This window comes from Pseudomonas sp. FP2294 (genome assembly GCF_030687625.1).
GTDB classification, from domain to species: domain Bacteria; phylum Pseudomonadota; class Gammaproteobacteria; order Pseudomonadales; family Pseudomonadaceae; genus Aquipseudomonas; species Aquipseudomonas shahriarae.
This window is the reverse complement of record NZ_CP117441.1, coordinates 4,659,137-4,680,655: the sequence shown is the minus strand read 5'-3', so window position 1 is coordinate 4,680,655 and position 21,519 is coordinate 4,659,137. Positions and strand designations below refer to the sequence as shown.

At 62.7% G+C, this 21,519-nt stretch carries 17 protein-coding genes; 9 read left to right on the top strand and 8 right to left on the bottom strand.

Features of this window, described 5'->3' with window-relative positions:
- Positions 1-129 precede the first annotated feature (129 nt).
- From rnc to tadA, 6 genes are all read left to right on the top strand, one after another.
- Entirely contained in the window at positions 130-819 is a 690-nt protein-coding gene (rnc, locus tag PSH73_RS20970) for a ribonuclease III (RefSeq protein ID WP_029297476.1), read from the top strand.
- Positions 812-1,714 carry a GTPase Era gene (gene era, locus PSH73_RS20965; protein ID WP_029297473.1) on the top strand — a complete coding sequence of 301 codons (903 nt, stop codon included), beginning with the start codon at positions 812-814 and terminating at the stop codon, positions 1,712-1,714. Before rnc ends, era begins: the two co-directional genes overlap by 8 nt.
- Positions 1,715-1,880: 166 nt before the next feature.
- Entirely contained in the window at positions 1,881-2,570 is a 690-nt protein-coding gene (recO, locus tag PSH73_RS20960) for a DNA repair protein RecO (RefSeq protein WP_057438280.1), read from the top strand.
- A 51-nt stretch (positions 2,571-2,621) separates the two neighbouring features.
- The gene (pdxJ, locus tag PSH73_RS20955) at positions 2,622-3,365 is read left to right on the top strand and encodes a pyridoxine 5'-phosphate synthase (RefSeq protein ID WP_057438282.1); all 744 of its coding nucleotides are present in this window, start codon (positions 2,622-2,624) and stop codon (positions 3,363-3,365) included.
- A 248-nt stretch (positions 3,366-3,613) separates the two neighbouring features.
- Complete coding sequence (locus PSH73_RS20950; RefSeq protein ID WP_057438284.1) at positions 3,614-4,993, top strand: multicopper oxidase family protein; 1,380 nt, start codon at positions 3,614-3,616, stop codon at positions 4,991-4,993.
- A complete protein-coding gene (gene tadA, locus PSH73_RS20945) occupies positions 4,993-5,484 on the top strand; it encodes a tRNA adenosine(34) deaminase TadA (RefSeq protein WP_057958555.1) in 492 nt (163 codons plus the stop codon). Before PSH73_RS20950 ends, tadA begins: the two co-directional genes overlap by 1 nt.
- A 68-nt stretch (positions 5,485-5,552) precedes the next feature.
- On the opposite strand, the gene cmoB is transcribed toward tadA, so the two are convergent.
- The 5 genes from cmoB to lon form a co-directional block, all read right to left on the bottom strand.
- A complete protein-coding gene (gene cmoB / locus PSH73_RS20940) occupies positions 5,553-6,509 on the bottom strand; it encodes a tRNA 5-methoxyuridine(34)/uridine 5-oxyacetic acid(34) synthase CmoB (RefSeq protein WP_305461300.1) in 957 nt (318 codons plus the stop codon).
- On the bottom strand, positions 6,506-7,249 hold the full coding sequence (cmoA, locus tag PSH73_RS20935) for a carboxy-S-adenosyl-L-methionine synthase CmoA (protein WP_057438290.1): 744 nt from the start codon (positions 7,247-7,249) through the stop codon (positions 6,506-6,508). Before cmoA ends, cmoB begins: the two co-directional genes overlap by 4 nt.
- Positions 7,250-7,423: 174 nt before the next feature.
- Positions 7,424-8,071, bottom strand: coding sequence for a lysoplasmalogenase (locus PSH73_RS20930; protein ID WP_057958557.1), 648 nt, complete (start codon positions 8,069-8,071; stop codon positions 7,424-7,426).
- 1 nt (position 8,072) lies between these two features.
- Positions 8,073-8,465: a protease inhibitor I42 family protein gene (locus tag PSH73_RS20925; protein ID WP_029297456.1), complete on the bottom strand. Its 393-nt coding sequence runs from the start codon at positions 8,463-8,465 to the stop codon at positions 8,073-8,075.
- Between the two features lie 190 nt (positions 8,466-8,655).
- On the bottom strand, positions 8,656-11,076 hold the full coding sequence (gene lon / locus PSH73_RS20920) for an endopeptidase La (RefSeq protein ID WP_057438296.1): 2,421 nt from the start codon (positions 11,074-11,076) through the stop codon (positions 8,656-8,658).
- Between the two features lie 362 nt (positions 11,077-11,438).
- Here lon and PSH73_RS20915 point away from each other — a divergent pair, with 362 nt between their 5' ends.
- Complete coding sequence (locus PSH73_RS20915) at positions 11,439-13,775, top strand: bifunctional diguanylate cyclase/phosphodiesterase (protein ID WP_057958558.1); 2,337 nt, start codon at positions 11,439-11,441, stop codon at positions 13,773-13,775.
- A 186-nt stretch (positions 13,776-13,961) separates the two neighbouring features.
- Here PSH73_RS20915 and PSH73_RS20910 read toward each other — a convergent pair whose 3' ends face one another.
- The 3 genes from PSH73_RS20910 to PSH73_RS20900 all read right to left on the bottom strand — a co-directional run bounded on the left by PSH73_RS20910 (position 13,962) and on the right by PSH73_RS20900 (position 20,405).
- A complete protein-coding gene (locus PSH73_RS20910; protein ID WP_169989494.1) occupies positions 13,962-16,373 on the bottom strand; it encodes a glucose/quinate/shikimate family membrane-bound PQQ-dependent dehydrogenase in 2,412 nt (803 codons plus the stop codon).
- 100 nt (positions 16,374-16,473) lie between these two features.
- Positions 16,474-17,811 (bottom strand): carbohydrate porin, encoded by a 1,338-nt coding sequence (locus tag PSH73_RS20905; protein ID WP_115128925.1) that lies wholly within the window; start codon positions 17,809-17,811, stop codon positions 16,474-16,476.
- Positions 17,812-18,386: 575 nt separating this feature from the next.
- A complete protein-coding gene (locus tag PSH73_RS20900; protein WP_120734101.1) occupies positions 18,387-20,405 on the bottom strand; it encodes a TonB-dependent receptor in 2,019 nt (672 codons plus the stop codon).
- A 177-nt stretch (positions 20,406-20,582) separates the two neighbouring features.
- On the opposite strand from PSH73_RS20900, the gene PSH73_RS20895 reads away from it, so the two are divergent.
- On the top strand, positions 20,583-20,816 hold the full coding sequence (locus PSH73_RS20895) for a VF530 family DNA-binding protein (RefSeq protein WP_057438302.1): 234 nt from the start codon (positions 20,583-20,585) through the stop codon (positions 20,814-20,816).
- A 4-nt stretch (positions 20,817-20,820) separates the two neighbouring features.
- Positions 20,821-21,447, top strand: a complete 627-nt coding sequence (locus PSH73_RS20890; protein ID WP_115128923.1) for a Pr6Pr family membrane protein — start codon at positions 20,821-20,823, stop codon at positions 21,445-21,447.
- Positions 21,448-21,519: the final 72 nt, after the last annotated feature.

The window sequence follows — 21,519 nt, the reverse complement described above, 5'->3', positions numbered from 1 at the left end:
CCGAATGCTTTTCTGGGGCTTGGACATTGGTCCGGCCTCGAGCGATACGCAGCATTGCCAGGATTTGAATTTGAACACAGCGTTAATCGTCGATGGCCTTTGCCGCCACGTACTGAAAGTAGGTAAACCGTGAGCGTTTCTTTGAGTCGTCTTGAGCGTCAGCTCGGCTACACCTTCAAGGACCAGGAATTGATGGTCCTTGCCCTCACACATCGCAGTTTTGCCGGGCGCAACAATGAACGCCTGGAATTCCTCGGTGATGCCATTCTCAACTTCGCCGCGGGCGAAGCCTTGTTCAACCGCTTCCCCCTGGCCCGTGAAGGCCAGCTGTCGCGCCTGCGCGCGCGCCTGGTGAAAGGCGAGACCCTGGCCGTATTGGCCCGTGGTTTTGACCTGGGCGAGTACCTGCGCCTGGGGTCCGGCGAGTTGAAAAGCGGCGGTTTCCGTCGCGAGTCGATCCTGGCCGATGCCCTGGAAGCCCTGATCGGCGCGATCTATCTCGATGCCGGGATGGAAGTGGCCAAGGAGCGGGTCATGGCCTGGCTGGCGTCGGAAATCGACAGCCTGACCCTGGTGGATACCAACAAGGATCCCAAGACCCGCCTGCAGGAATTTTTGCAGTCGCGCGGCTGCGAACTGCCACGCTACGAAGTGGTGGATATCCAGGGTGAGCCGCATTGCCGTGTGTTCTTCGTCGAATGCGAAGTCACCTTATTGAACGAAAAAAGCCGAGGTCAGGGTGTGAGCCGTCGTATTGCCGAACAGGTAGCGGCCGCTGCAGCACTGATTGCCCTGGGCGTGGAGAATGGCCATGACTGATTCAACCGCAACACGCTGTGGCTATGTTGCCATCGTCGGCCGTCCCAACGTGGGCAAGTCCACGCTGCTCAACCACATCCTCGGGCAGAAGCTGGCGATCACCTCGCGCAAGCCGCAGACCACCCGCCACAACATGCTGGGCATCAAGACCGAAGGCAACGTGCAAGCGGTCTACGTCGACACCCCGGGCATGCACAAAGGCGGCGAGAAAGCCCTGAACCGCTACATGAACAAGACCGCTTCGGCGGCGTTGAAAGACGTCGACGTGGTGATCTTCGTGGTTGACCGCACCAAGTGGACCGATGAAGACCAGATGGTGCTGGAGCGTGTGCAGTACGTCACCGGCCCTTTGATCGTCGCGCTGAACAAGACCGACCGCATCGAAGACAAAGCCGAGCTGATGCCGCACCTGAGCTGGTTGCAGGAACAACTGCCGAACGCCCAGATCATGCCGATCTCGGCCCAGCACGGGCACAACCTCGAAGCCCTGGAGCGGGTGATCGCCGGCTACCTGCCGGAGAACGAGCACTTCTTCCCGGAAGACCAGATTACCGACCGCAGCAGCCGCTTCCTCGCCGCTGAACTGGTACGCGAGAAAATCATGCGCCAGATGGGCGCCGAACTGCCGTACCAGATCACCGTGGAAATCGAAGAGTTCAAGCAGCAGGGCAAGACCCTGCATATCCATGCGCTGATCCTCGTCGAACGTGACGGCCAGAAGAAAATCATCATTGGCGACAAGGGCGAGCGCATCAAGCGCATCGGCACCGAGGCGCGCAAGGACATGGAATTGCTGTTCGACTCCAAGATCATGCTTAACCTGTGGGTGAAGGTTAAGGGTGGCTGGTCCGATGATGAGCGTGCACTGCGCTCCCTGGGCTACGGCGACCTGTAATCAGTCTTTAGTAACACCGCAGGACAAAATGTGGGAGCGGGCTTGCTCGCGAATGCAATGGATCAGTCACCAGATGCTTTGGCTGACCCACCGCATTCGCGAGCAAGCCCGCTCCCACATTGGATAGTCGTTGTTTTCCAGACCGTGTTCCCGCAGCGAGAACCCCATGTCCCCAACCCCACCCCCCAGCCAACCCGCCTACGTCCTGCACAGCCGCGCCTACCGCGAGACCAGCGCCCTGGTGGACTTCCTCACGCCCCAGGGCCGGCTGCGCGCGGTGTTGCGCAGTGCGCGGGGCAAGGCGGGCACGCTGGCGCGGCCATTCGTGGCCCTGGACGTGGAGTTTCGCGGCAAGGGCGAGCTGAAAAACGTCGGCCGCCTGGAAAGCATCGGCACCTCGGCCTGGCTCAATGGCGAGGCGCTGTTCAGCGGCCTCTACCTCAATGAACTGCTGATCCGCCTGCTGCCCGCCGAAGACCCCCACCCCGCAGTGTTCGATCACTACGCTGCGACCTTGCTGGCCCTGGCCGAAGGCCGCCCCCTGGAGCCGCTGTTGCGTGCTTTCGAGTGGCGTCTGCTCGACGACCTGGGCTACGGTTTTGAACTGAGCAACGACCTGCACGGCGAGCCCATCGCCAGCGACGGCATGTACCGCCTGCAGGTGGATGCCGGCCTGGAGCGCGTCTACCTGCTGCAACCCGGCCTGTTCCAGGGCACCGAGTTGCTGGCCATGGCCGACGCCGACTGGAGCGCCCCCGGTGCCTTGTCTGCGGCCAAGCGCCTGATGCGCCAGGCCCTGGCCGTGCATCTGGGCGGTCGGCCGCTGGTCAGTCGCGAGTTGTTTCGAAAGCCCTGACATCCCCGTGTATGCTGTGCGCCGATTCTTTCCCTTTTCAGGAGCGCTTCCGTGACCACCAGCAATCGCATTCTTCTTGGCGTCAACATCGACCACGTCGCCACCCTGCGCCAGGCCCGGGGCACTCGCTACCCTGATCCGGTCAAGGCCGCGCTGGATGCCGAAGAAGCCGGCGCCGATGGGATCACCGTGCACCTGCGCGAAGACCGCCGGCACATCCAGGAGCGCGACGTACTGGTGCTCAAGGACGTGCTGCAAACGCGCATGAACTTCGAAATGGGCATCACCGAAGAAATGATGGCCTTCGCCGAGCGCATCCGTCCGGCGCATATCTGCCTGGTCCCGGAAACCCGCCAGGAACTCACCACCGAAGGCGGCCTGGATGTCGCCGGCCAGGAAGCGCGGATCAAGGCGGCGGTCGAGCGCCTGTCGCAGATCGGCAGTGAAGTCTCGCTGTTTATCGACGCCGACGAACGGCAGATCGAAGCCTCGCGCCGCGTGGGCGCCCCGGCCATCGAGTTGCACACCGGCCGCTACGCCGATGCCACCACCCCCACCGAAGTGGCCGAAGAACTGCAGCGCATCATCGACGGCGTGGCCTGTGGCCTGCGCGAGGGCCTGATCGTCAACGCCGGCCATGGCCTGCACTACCACAACGTCGAAGCCGTGGCGGCGATCAAGGGCATCAACGAACTGAACATCGGCCACGCGCTGGTGGCGCACGCGCTGTTCGTCGGTTTCAAAGGCGCGGTTGCCGAGATGAAAGCGCTGATCCTGGCTGCCGCCAAGCCCTAATCAACGCCAAAGATTCAACGTGGCGCGGGCTTGTGTGGGAGCGGGCTTGCCCGCGATAAGGGCGTTTCAGTCGATACCTCTATTGACTGACACAGCGCTATCGCGGGCAAACCCGCTCCCACACAAGCTTGCTCCCACACAAGGCCTTTCCCACATGCGGCAATGCGAAGCCTTACTGTTTAGCCGGCAGGGGTGTATCGTATTTGCCCTTTGCGGGCCTTGGGCCTGCGCAGATTTGTGAGGTTGTTGTGTCCCGATCCTTTTCCCGTCGACAAATCCTTGGTGGCCTCGTCGGCCTGGCAGTCGTGGGTGTCGGTGCCGGTGGCGCCTATCGCTACTGGCTGGGGAAAGTCGCGGACGCCAGCGCCGGGCGCGATTACGAGTTGATCGCCGCACCGTTGGACGTGGAACTGGTGCCGGGACACAAGACCGAGGCTTGGGCCTTTGGCCCTTCGGCGCCGGGCACCGAGTTGCGCGTACGCCAGGGCGAATGGCTGCGGGTGCGCTTTATCAACCATCTGCCGGTTGCCACCACCATCCACTGGCACGGCATCCGCCTGCCCCTGGAAATGGACGGCGTGCCCTACGTCTCGCAACTGCCGGTATTGCCCGGTGAGTATTTCGACTACCAGTTCCGCGTGCCGGATGCCGGCAGCTACTGGTATCACCCCCATGTCAGCAGCAGCGAAGAACTGGGTCGTGGCCTGGTCGGCCCGTTGATTGTCGAAGAGCGCGAGCCCACCGGCTTCCAGCACGAACGCACCCTGAGCCTGAAAAACTGGCATATCGACGAGCAGGGTGAATTTGTCGAGTTCAGCATCCCCCGCGAAGCAGCCCGTGGCGGTACGGCCGGGCGCCTGTCGACCATCAACGGTGTGCCGCAGGCGGTCATCGACCTGCCTGCCGGGCAAATCACCCGGGTGCGCCTGCTCAACCTCGACAACACCCTGACCTATCGCCTGAATATCCCCAACGTCGAGGCGCAGATCTACGCGCTGGACGGCAACCCCATCGAGCCACGGCCCCTGGGCAAGGAATACTGGCTGGGCCCGGGCATGCGCATCTGCCTGGCAATCAAGGCCCCGCCGGCCGGCGAAGAGCTGTCGATCCGCAATGGCCCGGTGCGTCTGGGCACCTTCCGCTCGGTGGCCAACACCGACGCCCCCGGCGAGTGGCCACCGGCGTTGCCGGCCAACCCGATTGCCGAGCCCGACCTGGCGAATGCCGAGAAACTCAACTTCAATTTCGAATGGGTCGGCTCGGTCTCGGTCGATGTCGAAAACAGGCCGCCGAGCCTGTGGCAGATCAACGGCCAGGCCTGGGATATCACCGACAAGACCTGCGCCGACCGCCCGATTGCCAAGCTCGAGTTGGGCAAGAGCTATATTTTCGAACTGAAGAACATGACCCAGTACCAGCACCCGATCCACCTGCATGGCATGAGTTTCAAGGTCATCGCCTCGAACCGGCACAAAGTCACACCGTACTTCACCGACACCTACCTGCTGGGCAAGAACGAGCGCGCTCGCGTGGCGTTGGTGGCGGATAACCCTGGGGTGTGGATGTTCCACTGCCATGTGATCGACCATATGGAAACCGGCCTGATGGCCGCCATCGAGGTGGCGTGATGCGCCAGATACGCCCGACGGCGATTATCGACCGCAGCCGCGACCAGGACTTTATGCGCGAAGCCCTGGCCCTCGCCGCCCAGGGCGCGGCCCTCGGCGAAGTGCCGGTGGGTGCGGTGCTGGTGCAGGACGGCGAAATCATCGGGCGCGGCTTCAACTGCCCGATCAGCGGCAGCGACCCCAGCGCCCACGCCGAGATGGTCGCCATCCGCGCGGCGGCCCAGGCCGTCAGCAACTACCGCCTGCCGGGCAGCACCCTGTATGTGACCCTGGAGCCGTGCAGCATGTGCGCCGGGCTGATCGTCCACTCGCGCATCGCGCGGGTGGTGTACGGCGCGCTGGAGCCCAAGGCGGGGATTGTGCAAAGCCAGGGGCAATTCTTTACCCAGGGCTTTCTCAATCATCGGGTGATGTATGAAGGCGGGGTGCTGGCCGAGGAGTGCGGAGCGGTGTTGAGTGAGTTCTTCAAGGCGCGCCGGGCTAAACCCTGACCTCAATGTGGTAGCAGGCAAGCCAGCTCCCACATTTTTGATCTGCATTTTCTCAGGGCGATTGGGGGTTACTTCTTGGCGATAATCACCGCGCGCATCGGCGCCGGCAGCCCTTCAATCGTCTTGCTGTGATCCTCAGGATCGAGGAAGTCACTCAGGGACTGATACTTCATCCACTCTGTCCCGCGTTGTTCCTCGACCGTGGTCACGCTCACATCCACGCAGCGCACCTCAGTGAAGCCGGCACGCCGCAGCCATAGCATCAGCGCCGGCACCGAGGGCAGGAACCACACATTGCGCATCTGCGCGTAACGGTCTTCCGGCACCAGTACCTGTTGTTGATCGCCCTCGATCACCAGCGTTTCCAGCACCAGTTCGCCGCCCTTGACCAGGCAATCCTTGAGCGCCAACAAATGCTCGATCGGCGAGCGGCGGTGGTAAAACACGCCCATGGAGAACACCGTGTCAAAACCTTCCATGTTCGGCGGCAGGTCTTCGAACGGGAAGGGCAGGTGCCAGGCGTTGGGCGCCGACAGGTAGCGCTGCACCGCCTGGAACTGGCAGAAGAACAACCAGTTGGGGTCCACGCCAATCACACTGTCGGCGCCGGCGCCGAGCATGCGCCACATGTAGTAGCCGTTGCCACAGCCCACATCGAGGATGCGCTTGCCCGTAAGGTTCAGGTGCGGCGCGACCCGCGACCATTTCCAGTCCGAGCGCCATTCGGTGTCCACATGCACCCCGAACAGGTTGAACGGGCCTTTGCGCCACGGGCTCAGGCCCATCAGCGCGGCATGCATCTGCTCACGGGTTGTGTCATCGCAATCGGTGTCGAGGGTCAGGCCGTTCAGCAGGTCGACTTCGCTTGGCAGGATCTTGGGCAGCGCATCCAGCGCACTTTGCCAGCGCGCCAGGTCGCCATGGCCCTTTTCCATTTTTGCATCGAGTTGTGCTTGCAGGCCCTGGGCCCACACGGCCAGGGGAGTGCCGACCAGATGGCGGGCGAGGGGGGACAGATCAATCATGGCAAGGCAATCAACGAGGCAAAGTTAAGACACTGGAACCACGGCACGACTTTCGAGAACCCGGCCGCCAGCAGGCGTTCGCGGTGTTCTTCGAGGCTGTCGGGCTTCATGACGTTTTCGATGGCGCTGCGCTTCTGGGCGATTTCCAGTTCGCTGTAGCCGTTGGCGCGTTTGAACGCTACGTGCAGATCGGTGAGCAATGCATGTTCTTCGGGATCATTGAAGCGCAGTTTTTCCGAGAGAATCAGCGCGCCACCGGGCAGCAGCGATTGGCGAATCCGCCCGAGCAAGGCCAGGCGCTCCTCGGGGGCGATAAATTGCAGGGTGAAATTCAGCGCCACCACCGAGGCCGGCTGGAACTCTAGGGCGAGGATATCGCCTTCGATCACCTCCACCGGCAGCAGCTCCTGGAACATCGAGTCCTGGCCGTTGAGGTATTCGCGGCAGCGCTCGACCATCGCCGCCGAGTTATCCACAGCGATCACCCGGCAACCGTCGGTGCGCACGTGGCGACGCAGGGCCTGGGTCACCGCGCCCAGGGACGAACCCAGGTCGTACAGCACGCTGCCCGGCTGGGCAAACTGCGCCGCCAGCACGCCGAGGTTCTCGACAATCGTCGGGTAACCGGGCACCGAGCGCTTGATCATGTCCGGGAACACCCGCACCACGTCCTCGTTAAAGGCGAAGTCCGGCACCTGGGGCAAGGGCTGGGCGAATAGGCGATCGGGTTCTTTGCTCACGGCTGTTCCGGCGACGAAGTGGAAAAGGCCGGCATTTTAGCCAACTTGGCCGAGCGATGCGCGCCTTCTCTGATCTGTGGCGAGCGGGCTTGCCCGCGCTGGATTGCGCAGCAGTCCCATCTAGGGGGCCGCTGCGCGCCCCAACGCGGGCAAGCCCGCTCGCCACAGGGGGAGTCAGGTCAGGGGCGTGCGGCGCGGCTGGGAAAAGGCCGATGCGGTGATGCCCCACTGTCCCAACCAGTAGGTGATGATCAACAGGTACGGTGCGGCATCGAAGGTCACCACAAAGCGGTTGATGCCGATCAGCGTGTCGGAAAACACAAACAACGCCGCGCCGACGGCCGCCAACTGCGCCGAGCGCTTGGGTACGTCGCTGCCCAGGCGCGCCAGTGCACGCCAGAGCATGGCGCTGATCACCAGCGCATACACCACCACCGGAATCAGCAAGTCGCCCAGGCCGTGGGATATCAGGATGCTCAACAGGATCGCCCCAACCCCCAGGGCCAAGGCCAGCGGCAACAGGGCCGGGCGCCGGCAGTCGCTGAAGTAGGCTTTGAGATACGCCAGGTGCGCGAACAAAAACGCGCCCAGGCCGAAGATAAACAGGTCGCCGGGCCAGGCCAGCAACACATCGCCCACCACGGAGAAGATCAACCCCAGGCTGATCCAGCGTCGATAGTCACTGGGCGGCGCATCATGCAGCCAACCCAACAGCGCCAGTACCGGCAGCGGCTTGACCAACAGGCACAGCAAGGTGGCATGCGTGCTCAGACCGTAGATAAAGGTACCCGCACCCATCAACGCAAGAATCATCCATGGCATATCAGTTCACCGTAATGGCGCAGTCAAAGGTGTCCACCGGATTCACTTCCGGGGCCCAGGGTTGTTGGGAGGTCAGGCGCAGGCGGCCGCTACCTGCGGTAAAGGCCTGGAAGCGCCAGGTGGATTGCCCGGCGGCACCCACTACACCGGCGTCCTCGGGGTTGCTGTAGACCTCGGGGCCGAGGCTGCGCAGCACGCCGCCGGCCGAATCCTGGATCGCCCAGCGATAACCAGTGGTGGGGTTGCTCGGCAAGGTCAGGGTCAGGTTTTGCCCGGCCTTGAGCTTGAGCGGGCAGGCGCTCTGTTTTTCGACGGTGACGTTTTGCTTCGGTGCACTGGCGCAAGCCGCGAGCAGGGCGAGGCTTAGCGGAAGAAGCAGGCGGGCAGCGGTCATGAAGGCTCCGTTTATTGGCGACGAAGGGCGAGCATAACCGAAGATGAGACAAGGTGTTACAGCAGGGTTTTGTGTTGAGGCGGCTGACGCCATCGCGGGCAAGCCCGCTCCCACACTTGAATGTGTTCACATATCAAAATGTGGGAGCGGGCTTGCCCGCGATGAGGCCAGTGCCAACGCTACAGATCTATCAGAACAACACCTTCGCCACATCCGCAAAGCGCTTGGCAAAGTGCACCGTCATGCCTTCCTTGAGGTACTCCGGCAATTCTTCAAAGCTGCCCCGGTTGGGCTCCGGCAGGATCAGTTCATGGATCTTCTGGCGCCGCGCCGCAATCACCTTCTCGCGCACGCCACCAATCGGCAGTACGTGCCCGGTCAGGGTCAGTTCGCCGGTCATGGCCACGCCTTTTTTCGGCGGCTGGTTGCGCGCCAGCGAGAGCAGCGCACTGGCCATGGTCACCCCGGCACTCGGGCCGTCCTTGGGCGTGGCGCCTTCCGGCACGTGCAGGTGCACGAAGGCTTCGTCGAAGAACTTCGGGTCACCGCCAAACGACTTCAGGTTGGAGCTGATGTAGCTATAGGCGATTTCGGCGGATTCCTTCATCACTTCACCCAACTGCCCGGTGAGCTTGAACCCACGATTGAGCGTGTGGATACGCGTCGCCTCGATCGGCAAGGTCGCGCCGCCCATGCTGGTCCAGGCCAGGCCGGTGATGACACCCGTGCCCGACAGTACCTGCTCGTTGCGGAACACCGGCATGCCCAGGGAGCTTTCCAGGTCCTTGTTGCCGATCTTGATCACCGAGTCCGGCTCATCCAGCAGCTTGACCACCGCCTTGCGCACCAGCTTGCCCAGTTGCTTCTCCAACTGGCGCACCCCGGCTTCACGGGCATAGCCGTCGATCAGCGCGCGCAGGGCGCCATCGGTGATGCTCAGGCTGTTCTTGGCCACGCCGGCTTTTTCCAACTGCTTTGGCCACAGGTGACGCTTGGCAATGGCGACTTTTTCTTCGGTGATATAGCCCGACAGGCGAATCACTTCCATACGGTCCAGCAACGGGCCGGGGATCGAGTCCAGGGTGTTGGCGGTGCACACGAACAGCACTTTGGACAGGTCCAGGCGCAGGTCCAGGTAGTGATCGAGGAATTCGACGTTCTGTTCCGGGTCGAGGGTCTCCAGCAGGGCCGACGCCGGGTCGCCCTGGTAGCTCTGGCCCATCTTGTCGATCTCGTCGAGCATGATCACCGGGTTCATCACCTCCACATCCTTGAGCGCCTGCACCAGCTTGCCCGGCAGGGCGCCGATGTAGGTGCGGCGATGGCCCTTGATTTCGGCCTCGTCGCGCATGCCGCCGACGCTGAAACGGTAGAACGGCCGCCCCAGAGACTCGGCGATGGATTTGCCGACGCTGGTTTTGCCCACACCCGGCGGGCCTACCAACAGCACGATGGAACCGGCGACTTCGCCTTTATAGGCGCCGACCGCGAGGAACTCGAGGATGCGACTCTTGATGTCGTCCAGCCCCGCATGGTGTTTATCCAGGACTTTGCGTGCGTGTTTGAGGTCGAGTTTGTCCTCGCCATACACGCCCCACGGCACCGAGGTCGCCCAGTCCAGGTAGTTACGCGTGACCGCGTATTCCGGCGAGCCGGTTTCGAGGATCGACAGCTTGTTCAGCTCTTCATCAATGCGTTTCTGCGCCTGGGCCGGCAGCACCTTGCCTTCCAGGCGCTGCTCGAACTGTTCGACGTCGGCGCTGCGATCGTCCTTGGTCAGCCCCAGCTCCTGCTGGATCACCTTGAGTTGTTCCTTGAGGAAAAATTCGCGCTGGTGCTCGCCGATCTTGCGGTTCACCTCGGCGGAGATTTCCTTTTGCAGGCGCGCGACTTCCACCTCTTTGCGCAGCATCGGCAACACTTTTTCCATGCGCTTGAGCATTGGCACGCAGTCCAGCACTTCCTGCAACTCGTTACCGGTGGCCGAGGTCAGCGCGGCGGCGAAGTCGGTCAGGGGCGACGGGTCGTTGGGGCTGAAGCGGTTGAGGTAGTTCTTCAGCTCTTCGCTGTACAGCGGGTTGAGCGGCAGCAGTTCCTTGATCGCATTGATCAGGGCCATGCCGTAGGCCTTGACCTCATCGGTCGGCTCGCTGGGCTGGTGCGGGTATTCGACTTCCACCAGATACGGTGGGCGGTGGTGCTTGAGCCAGGTCTTGATGCGCACGCGGGTCAGGCCCTGGGCAACGAACTGCAGCTTGCCGTTTTCGCGGCTGGCGTGATGCACCTTGACCAGGGTGCCGTACAACGGCAGGGCAGAGGTATCGAAATGCCGCGGGTCTTCGGGCGGCGTGTCCATGAAGAACAGCGCCAGGGAGTGGTGGTCGGATTTGCTCACCAGCTCCAGGGTCTCGGCCCAGGGCTCTTCATTGACGATCACCGGCAACACCTGCGCCGGGAAGAACGGCCGGTTGTGGATCGGGATGATATAGACCTTGTCCGGCAGATTTTGCCCAGGCAGGGCCAGGCCGGTGTTGGACGACGGAGTTTCAGCGTTTTCGGGGTCGGCGTAGTCGTTGAGGTCGATATCGGGGAATTCTTGCTGGTCGCTCATGGGGCACCTGCACAGTGAAGTATGGAGGTTAGATGGGGCAGGTGAGCGGTGGTTTCAATGGCCCGGCGTGGTTAGCAACAAATTGCATGACATTTACGACGTCACCGCAGTCCCCCTTCAGCAAATCGGTGGCGATTTTTGGGGTGCCTGCGCGGTTTAGACGGCGATCTGTCGTCAAAATAATGTCAGCCAACCTCCCGTATTTATTAGGTTTACTTCTGCCCGGCGAAGGCTAATCTGGGTTTTCCAAATGCCCGGTATGAACGGGCATTTATTTGACACCGGGCCGCCAGTCGCGAGGGATGCGTATGACAAAAGGGCGCTTGAGCTGGGGCGTGGGCACGCTGCCAGGAGGCAAGCGGATGAAATGGCGCCACGCCTTCCAGGCGCGGCTGGCGGGGGTGTTGGCGTTGCTGCTGCTGGTCGTGGTGGGCGCGGTGTATTTTGCCGTGAAAGTGGCCACCACCCGGGCCGTGGAAAATCAGGCCCTGGTGCAACTGGAGACCGGCAGCCGAGTGTTCGAGCGCCTGCTGGACCTGCGCGGGCGGCGCCTGCAATACGGCCTCGACTGGCTGACGGTGGACGAACAGTTCCGTCGCGCCGTCGCTGAGGGCCAGCCGGCGGCGATCCTCGCGGCCCTGCACCGGCAGGGCAGCGGCATCCGTTCCAGTGAGGTGTTTGTGCTGGGGCTGGATGGGCAGGTCATCGTCAGCACCCTGGCTGACGTGTCGGCGCAGCAAGTCTTTCCCTACGCCGAGGCGCTGCGTCAGGCTCGGCGCAATTCCCTGCAAATGCTCGTCGTCTCCCTGGCCGGCCAGCCTTTTTTGCTGGTCCAGGAAGATGTGCTGGACCCGCTGCCCATTGCGCGGGTGGTCATGGGCTTTTCCATGGATGAGGAGTTCGCCGCCGAGTTGCGCTCCCTGAGCAACCTGGAGGTGTCGTTCATGAGCGTGGACAAGGGCCAGCCGGGGGCCTTGTTCAGCACCCAGCCCGTGACCGATCGCCCGGCCATTATCGAGGCGCTACAGGCGTCGCCTCCCAGGGCGCTGGCACAAATGAGTGAGTTTCACGGCCAGCGTTTTCTCAGCCAGGTGCTGCCCCTGGCCAACACCGGCGATGGCGGGCAAGTCATGGCCTTGCTGCAAAGCCCGCTGGACCACGCCCTGCAATCCTTTGCGCCGCTGGACCGGCAATTTCTCGGCATCGCCCTCGCGGCCCTGTTGGTCTCGCTGGTGGGTGCGCTGTTGATGGCGCGCCGCGTGTCGCGCCCGCTCGATGCCCTGGTGCAGGCAGCCGAGCGCATTGGTGGCGGGGATTACCGCACGCCAGTGGCGGTGCGCGGCAAGGATGAATTCGGCCTGCTGGCCCGTGCCTTCAATGCCATGCAAAGCGGCATCGCCGTGCGCGAGCGGCAACTGGCGCACAATGCCCTGCACGATGCGCTGACCGGCCTGCCCAACCGCGCCCTGGCCATGGAGCGCCTGGGCAGTGCGATCAGTGCGCGGCGCCCGGTTGTGTTGCTGTACCTGGGGATTGAAAACTACCGGGTGATCAACGAAGGCTTTGGCCCCCAAGGGGTCGAGGAAATGTTGCGCGAAGCCAGCCGCTGCCTGCTGTCGAGCCTGGCGGCCGGGGATTCGGCGGCGCGCATTACCGGCAGCGAATTTCTGGTACTGTTGGAAAACACCAAGCTCGACAGCGCCGTGGCCCGCGCCGACCGCCTGTACAGCCTGTTGACCGAGCCGCAGCGGGTGGGTGTCGATGAACTGCGCCACGAAGTGAGCATGGGCATTGCCGCCTACCCCGAAGATGGCCAGCAGGTCGAAGAACTGATCAGCCGCGCGGCCATTGCGCGCCACGATGCGGCCGCGCTGCCCGGCTATCTGCAGATCTATCAACAAGATCGCGACCTTGCCCATCAACGCCAGATCAGCCTGATCCGCGACCTGCGCCGCGCCGCCATCGAAGACGAATTGTTCCTGTGCTATCAACCCAAGCTCGACCTGCGCCACGGCTACGTGCGCCAGGCCGAGGCACTGTTGCGCTGGCAGCACCCGACCCTGGGCCTGGTGTCCCCCGTCGAATTCATCCCCCTGGCCGAACGCTCCGGCAGCATGGCCAGCCTGACCCACTGGGTGATCGAAGAGGCGATCCGCCAGTTGGCAGAGTGGAGCGTGCGCGGGCTGGAGGTGCAGCTGTCGCTGAACATTTCGGTGGACGACCTCGGCGACGAAGGGTTGGCGCCGCGGGTGACCGAACTGCTGGAATTGCACGGGGTGCTGGCCGGGCAGTTGATTTTCGAGATCACCGAAAGCGCGATCATGCACAACCCGGAACAGGCCTTGCGCATCCTCGAGCAACTGCGCGGCTGTGGCATCAGCCTGTCGGTGGACGACTTCGGCACGGGCTACTCGTCCCTGGCCCAGTTGCAGCGCCTGCCGGTGCAGGAGCTGAAGATCGACCAGTCCTTTGTGCGCAACCTCGACAGCACCAGTGGTGACGCGGTGATCGTGCGTTCGACCATCGAGATGAGCCACAACCTGGGGCTCAAGGTGGTGGCCGAAGGGGTGGAGTTCGAACCCAGCCTGAGGCTGCTCAAGCAATGGAATTGCGACACCGCCCAGGGCTACCTGATCAGCCGGCCGTTGAATGCCATGGCCTTTGAGATGTGGATGCGCCGGGATCGCAGTACGGTGTGACGGGGCCGGCGCGGTCAAAATGTGGGAGAGGGCTTGTGTGGGAGTGGCTTGCCTGCGATAGCGGTGGGTCAGTGCAACATATGCCAACTGATCCAGCGCTATCGCAGGCAAGCCAGCTCCCACATTTGAGTTGTATTTCAAATAAAAAACCCCGGAATTCCGGGGTTTTTTTGTTGCCGCTGTCGCTTAATCCGCCAGCTTGAACGCCATCACATAGTCACCCTGCTTGGTTCCCAGGGAACCATGACCGCCCGCCACGACCAGCACGTACTGCTTGCCGTCCTTGCCGGTGTAGGTCATCGGGGTGGTTTGCGCGCCTGCAGGCAGGCGGCCTTCCCACAGTTGCTTGCCGTTTTTCACGTCATAGGCACGCAGGTACTGGTCGAGGGTACCGCTGAGGAAGGACACGCCACCGGCGGTGGTGAAGGCCCCGCCCAGGCTTGGCACACCCATGCTCAGGGGGATGGGCACTGGCGAGCTGTCACGCACGGTGCCGTTCTTGTGCATCCAGATGGTCTTGTTGTTGGTCAAGTCCACGGCGGCCACATAACCCCAGGCCGGTGCCTGGCATGGCAGGCCCATTGGCGAGAGCATGGCTTCCAGGACCACGCCATAAGGCGTGCCTTTGTTCGGCTGCACACCTTCGGTCTCGCTGACACGCGGGCCCATGGCGGCGATTTTTTCTGCCGGGATCATGGTCGACTTGAACGCCATGTAGCTTGGGTTGACGAAGGCAATCTGGCGCACCGGATCAACCGAGATGCCGCCCCAGTCGAACACGCCGAAGTTGCCGGGGTAAACGATCGAACCTTGCAGCGATGGCGGGGTGAACGGGCCATCGTAGCGCAGGGATTTGAAGTCGATCCGGCAGAGCATTTGGTCGAACGGGGTCACGCCCCACATGTCACGTTCCTTGAGGGGCGGTGGCATGAAGTTGAGGTCGGACTTGGGCTGGGTCGGCGAGGTGTGATCGCCTGCCACTGCGCCTTGCGGTACCGGGATTTCGTTGATCGGCACCACCGGCTCGCCCGTTGCACGGTCCAGCACGTAGATGCTGCCTTGCTTGGTCGAGGCCATCACGGCTTGCTTCACGCCGGCCGCTGTCTTGATGTCGATCAGGCTTGGCTGGCCGCCCACGTCCATGTCCCACAGGTCATGGTGGGTGAACTGGTAGTGCCAGCGCACTTTACCGGTGTCGATATCCAGGGCGGTCAGGCCGGCAGCGTGCAGCTCGGAAGCCGGGGTGCGGTAGCCACCGAACTGGTCCGGGGTCTGGTTGCCCATCGGCAGGTAGAGCATGCCGAGTTTTTCATCGACGGCGAACATCGACCACATGTTGGGCGAGTTGCGGGTGTAGGTCTTGCCTTCGGCAATCGGCGTGGTGTCGTCCGGGTTGCCGCTGTCCCAGTTCCACACCAGCTTGCCGGTGTGCACGTCGAACGCGCGGATTACGCCGCTTGGTTCGTCGGTGGAGACGTTATCGGTGACGTGACCGCCAATGACCACCAGGTTCTTGGTGATGGCGGGCGGCGAGGTGGAGTAGTAACCACCGGGGGCGAAGGTGCCAATGTTGGCGCCCAGGTCGACCTGGCCTTTGTCGCCGAAGTCTTCACACATCTTGCCGGTGTCGGCGTTCAGTGCGATCAGACGGGTGTCGGCGGTCGGCAGGAAAATGCGGCGCGGGCAGGCATTGGCGGCTGGCGTGGCGGCGCCGGTGGCCGGGCTTTGCTCGGTGGCGGCGTAGGCCGCGTCATCGTGATACGACACGCCACGGCAGGTCATATGCGCCCAACCCTTGAAGTTCTCGGCTTTCTGCGTCGAGAGCTTAGGGTCGAAACGCCAGATTTCCTTGCCGGTATCCGGATCAAGGGCAATCACCTGGCTGTGCGGTGTGCACACGTAGAGCATGCCGTTGACTTTCAGCGGGGTGTTTTCCGCAGTGGTTTCACCAGGGTCGCCCGGGCCAGGCAGGTCGCCGGTGCGATAAGTCCAGGCCGGCACCAGCTTGTGGGCATTTTCCGGGGTGATCTGCGCCAGCGGCGAGTAACGATCACCGAAACCCGAACGGCCATAGGAATTCCAGTCGCCATCGGCCTGGGCCGGCGCGGCATTGGTCATGCCCGGTACCGCGTCGCGGTCCAGTTGGCCCTTGATTTCACCGGGGTTGGTGAACTGGCTGGCCACGGCGGTTGCGCCGGCCAGTACCACGGCTACGCTCAGCGCGCCGGTGCCCAGCGGGGCGGGTTGGCCACGCAGCAGGGGACGGCGGAACCACGGCAGCAGCATGACGATGCCCAGGCCGAACAACAGGGCCAGGCGCGGCACCAGTTGCCACCAGTCCAGGCCGACTTCCCACAGAGCCCACACCGTACTGGCGAACAGCACCACAGCGTACAGGCCCAGCGCCGCGCGGCGCGTAGCCAGCAGCAGGACGCCGGTCAGAGTGATGCCGATACCGGCCAGCAGGTAGTACAGCGACCCGCCGAGCATGCTCAGCTTGACGCCCCCGGCCAACAAGGCCAGGCCCATGATCAGCAGCAAGATCCCCAGCAGCCTGGGCAGCAGGCGGCTTGGGCTTGAAGCACCATCAGTGCTCATAGTGTGATTCTCCGTGACGTTTAAAGTAGTCCCGCGCTTGTTCACTGTAGATGACGTTTGCGCGCGGGCTTGGTTCAGGTCTCATTGCGTTTATTGCGATTCAGAAGGACGCTTGCAGCTTGATCCCGCCGACCAGCGCGTCATCCACCTGGGCAACGGCCCCCGGATGCCGGATGTATTGCAGGTTCGGGCGCACCGTCAGCCAGTTGCTGACATGCACGCCGTAATAGAGCTCGGCGCTGTATTCGGTGTCTTGCACCGGCAGGTAGGCGGCGTCGTCGAAGTCGTAGACCGCACGGGCCTGGTTGCTGGCCTGGGCGTTCTTGCGATAGGCCGGGTTGACGTGCACGCGGGCCACGGCAAAGCCGATATCGTCCTGGGCGCGGGCATCGAACGGGCCTTTGTAGACCACCCCGGCCTGCACATAGTTATCCACAGCGTTGGTCTTCTTATCGTGCATCGTCGCGTTGGCGAACACGCTCAAGCCACGGCTGTTGTCGCTGGCGAGGCGGGTGACCTGCTGCTGCACGCCCAGCCACACACCGTGCTTGCTGGAGGCACTGCGATAGGCCTCGCCACTGACGGCGGCGGGCTGGTCGTAGCGGTCCTTGTAGACATCGCTGGCCTTGGCGCTGCTGTAGTAGTAACCGGCGCGGTATTCGCCCGGCAGGCCATGGAACGTTGGCGTCCACACCAGCTCCACCGGCAGCAGGGCGCCCTGGGTGCCGCTGCCACTGAGCTTGAAGCCATTGCCGCGATCGAGGTTGGACGGGTTCTGTTCATAGGCGCCGACCTGCGCGTACAACTCGGGCGTCAGGTGGTATTTGACCCGCAGCGCCCATTGGCTCACGGGCCAGTTGTACCAGATGCCACCGACCCAGTTGCCCACCTGGGAGCCGCAGAACGCCAGGTTCTGGAAGTCACAGGGGAAGCTGTTGAAGTCTTCGCCTTCGCCAAAACGCCCAGCTTTGATATCCAGTTTTTGGTCGAAGAATTTCTGCTGGTACCACATCTGCGTCAGGCGCCAGGTCTGGCCACGGCCCCAGACTTCCTGGGACGAGGTAAAACCGCCGACCCGTGGGTCGTTGATGCGGTCATTGCTGATGTTATTGCCACTGCGCTCGGTGATCGTCAGTTGGAACTCGGCGTCGTGCCAGCCGAGGATCTTCTGCAGGTCCAGGTGGCTGCCGAAGGCCCATTGGTCGCTGTAGCGGGCGGTGCGGTCATGGTCCGAGCCGCCATGCAGGTTGCTGCCCATCTCGCCGGTGTAGTCGATCTTGAAGTCGTAGCCTTGTTGAGACAGCGCTGTCCGGGAACCGCCGAAATCACCCAGCATCCACGGTGACTCGCGGTCAAAGGCAGGGGCGGCCTGGGCACAGGTGATCAGGCACAAAGGCAGCAGCGCAGCGCACAGGCGCAGTGTTGGGAAAGCAGGCATAGGCAAGGGCAGGTCTTAATAGTTTTTGGTTTTAGTACGCAAACGGCGACCGGCAGGGCGGGCGCGCATCAGGTTTTTGGGTGGCAGATGAAACGTTTCAGGTTGTTGCCGACAAGGATAAAGCGCCGGCACGGGGAGAGAAAGGGCTAATCGCAAGATGGATTATTTCGGATTTGGTAACAGTCGGCGCAGAGACCGCAAAGCAGTGAGGGAGCTGGCTTGCCCGCTCCCACAGGGGATCTCGTTTACAGCACGGGTTTGGCTAGACCACACAACTTGATGTGGGAGCTGGCTTGCCTGCGATAGCGTTGGGTCAGCACCGGATAGGCTGGCTGACCCACCGCCATCGCGGGCAAGCCCGCTCCCACAGGGGGGGCTCGTTTGCAGTACGGGTTTGGCTAGACAACACAATTTGATGTGGGAGCTGGCTTGCCTGCGATAGCGTTGGGTCAGCACCGGAAAGGCTGGCTGACCCACCGCTATCGCGGGCAAGCCCGCTCCCACAAGGGAGCTTGTCTGCAGCACGAGTTTGGCTAGACAACACACAGCTCCCACAGGTTGAACATCCCTGTCTGTCAGAAGGTCGTGCGCAGGCCTACCTGCACGCTGCGCCCCGGTGCCGGTGCGATATCGCGCAGGATCGAGCTGGCGTAGCGCACGGTCTGGTTGGTCAGGTTCTCGCCGTCAACAAATGCCAGCCACTGGCTGCCACCCAGGTTGAAGCGATAGCCGGCGCTGGCGCCCAATGTGGTGTAGCCGTCGGTGCCGCTTTCGTTGTTCGGCACCCGACCCTGGCCAGCAGCATGCTCGACATCAATGCGCGCCTGCCAGCGATCCAGTTCCCACAGCAGGCCACTGTTCAGGCGCAGCGGCGCAATACGGGGCAGGGCTTCGCCGGTCTCCAGGTTGGTGGCGCGGGTGTAGTCGCCCGACAGTTCCAGGGCAAATTTGCCGTAGGCGCTTTCGCCAAGTTTCCAGTGATCCTGGGCTTCGAAGCCAACGAAACGTGCGCGTACGCCGGAGTAGGTGTATTCCGGGATGCCGTCGGCGTCTTCTTCGCCTTCGTCATTCAAGGTGCGACCGCTGTTCAGCAGGCCGATGTAGTTGGAGAAGTGACTGTAGAACACGCCAAAACTGCCCTTGTGCGTGCCATTGTCAAAGCGCAGGGCCAGGTCGCTGGCCACGGCTTTTTCCTTGGACAACTTGGCGTCGCCCACTTCATAGGTGCCGGTGGCGACGTGGGCGCCGTTGGCGTATAGCTCGTAGAAGGTCGGCGCGCGCTCGGTGTAGCCCAGGGTTGCGGCCAGCGACCAGATGGGCGTGAGGGTATACACCGCGCCCGATGACAGGCTGCCAGCGGTGAAGCTGCTGGAGGTGTTGGCATTGGCAAAGCGCTCGTTGCCCTTGCCGTCCGGGTCGACAGTGGTGTGTTCCAGGCGCCCGCCCAGGCTCAGTTTCAGGCGCTCGGTGGCCTGCATTTCTTCGAGGATAAACAGCGCGCCGGCATTGGTCTCGGTCTGCGGTACGAAGGCTTCCTCGCCCAGGGCGGAAAATTCGCTACGGCTGACCTGGGCACCGACGATGCCGTCGAAAGGCCCCATCGGCTGGTGCCGTGCTTCGATGCGCGCCTCATAGCCTTTGTTCTTGAAAGTGGTACCGGTTTCGCCGCCTTCGATTTCCCGGTGTTCGTAATCGGTGTAGCCAGCGTCGAGTTTGACCGAGGTAAACGGCCCTTGCAGGTTGCGGATTTCGGACGCAAAGGCGTAATGCTCTTGCTGCATGCGGATGCGCACATCCTGTTCGGCGGGCGAGCCGTAGTTGCTGTCGGAGTTGCTGTAGGACAGCCCGGCGTAACCGTCGTCCCAAGTGTAGGAACCGCCCACTGCGCCACTGTCCTGACGCCCATCGCTGTTGCCCAGGCGGCCGTTTTTGCCGGGGCCGTTTTCACTTTGCGGGGCATGGCGGCTGCGGGCGTAACCGGGGATTTTCAGGTCGTTGAATTGCCGTGCGCTGGCATCCAGGTGCAGGGCGAAGCTGCCGTTGCCGGCTTCCAGCTTACCGGCGCTGCTGCGGGTGGTGTCGGCGGCGCCGTAGCGCAACTCGCCCGCGCCATGGATGCCTTCGATGGCTTCGGTGGGGATGCGGTTGTCGAAGGTATTGACCACGCCGCCGATGGCGCTGCCGCCGTAGAGCAGGGCGGCCGGGCCACGGACGATCTCAATGCGCTCGACATTGACCGGGTCCAGCGGCACCGCATGGTCATAAGACAACGACGAGGCATCCAGCGCGCCGACGCCATTGCGCAGGATGCGGATGCGGTCGCCATCCTGGCCACGGATGATCGGGCGGCTGGCGCCAGGGCCAAAGTACGACGACGACACCCCCGGCTGCTTGTTCAGGGTTTCGCCAAGGCTGCCTTTTTGTTGCAGGGTCAGGTCATCGCCTTCCAGCACTGTGGTGGGCGAGGCCAGTTGTTGGCTGCCCAGCGGGTTGCCGGTGATGACTTGGGGTTGCAGTTCCAGGGCGTGGGCCTGGGTGCCGATCAGCAGGGCGGCGGCCAGCGGCGTCAGGCGCCAGAGAGGGGAGAGGGACATCGGGGGTTCCTTGGCAAAGCAGAGAAGGTTTGATATGAATGGTTACAATATAACATCTCTTTTTCGTCCGGGAAGCGGAACTTTTTCAACGGCTATAGTGAACACGGTGCTTCCGCCTGCCTGGCCTCTCGGCTAAGGTGCGCGGCTTCCTCTTTATTTACTTGGCAAAGGCCCGGCATGACCGCATCGAATAACAACCCCCTGCACGGCGTTACCCTGGAACAGGTGCTCACTGCACTGGTGGCGCATTACGAATGGGAAGGCCTGGCCGAGCGCATTGATATTCGCTGCTTCAAGAACGACCCGAGCATCAAGTCCAGCCTCACCTTTTTGCGCAAGACCCCGTGGGCGCGGGAGAAAGTCGAAGGCCTGTACGTCAAGCTGATGCGCACCAAACGCCCGCTGGACTGATCCCATGAAGCGCTTTATCGCGTCAGCGGCGCTGGCCGGCTGGGCGGGCCTGGCGATCCAGCAGTACCTGGTCCTCTACTCACGCTGGATGGCCGATGCCAGCCTGTTGGGTGGGTTGGTGAGTTTCTTCAGCTTCTTCACGGTGCTGACCAACACCCTGGCGGCGGTGGTGCTCAGTTATGCACTGGTGAATCGCCCTTCAGCCGGGCGCCGCTTTTTCCTGCAGCCTGCGGTCAGCAGCGGGATAGCGGTGAGTATCGTCGTGGTGGGGCTGGCGTATAGCCTGCTGCTGCGGCATTTGTGGAGCCCCGAGGGCTGGCAGTTTATCGCCGACGAATTGCTCCACGATGTGATGCCGCTGCTGTTCCTGGGGTATTGGTGGCGGTGTGTGCCCAAGGGGACGTTGCGCCTCAGGCACATCGGCTATTGGGCGATCTACCCGTTGCTGTATTTCGTGTACGTGCTGCTGCGCGGGCATATGCTGGGGCAGTATCAGTACCCGTTTATTGATGTCGACACCTTGGGATATCCACAGGTGTTTATGAATGCGGGGGGGATATTGCTGGGGTTTGTGGCGGTGGCGTTGGCGATAGTGGGGCTGGACAAGATCCCCAAGGTAACGAAGGACTAATGTGGGAGCGGGCTTGCCCGCGATTGCAGTGGGTCAGTAGCAAATGTGCCGACTGATACAGCGCAATCGCGG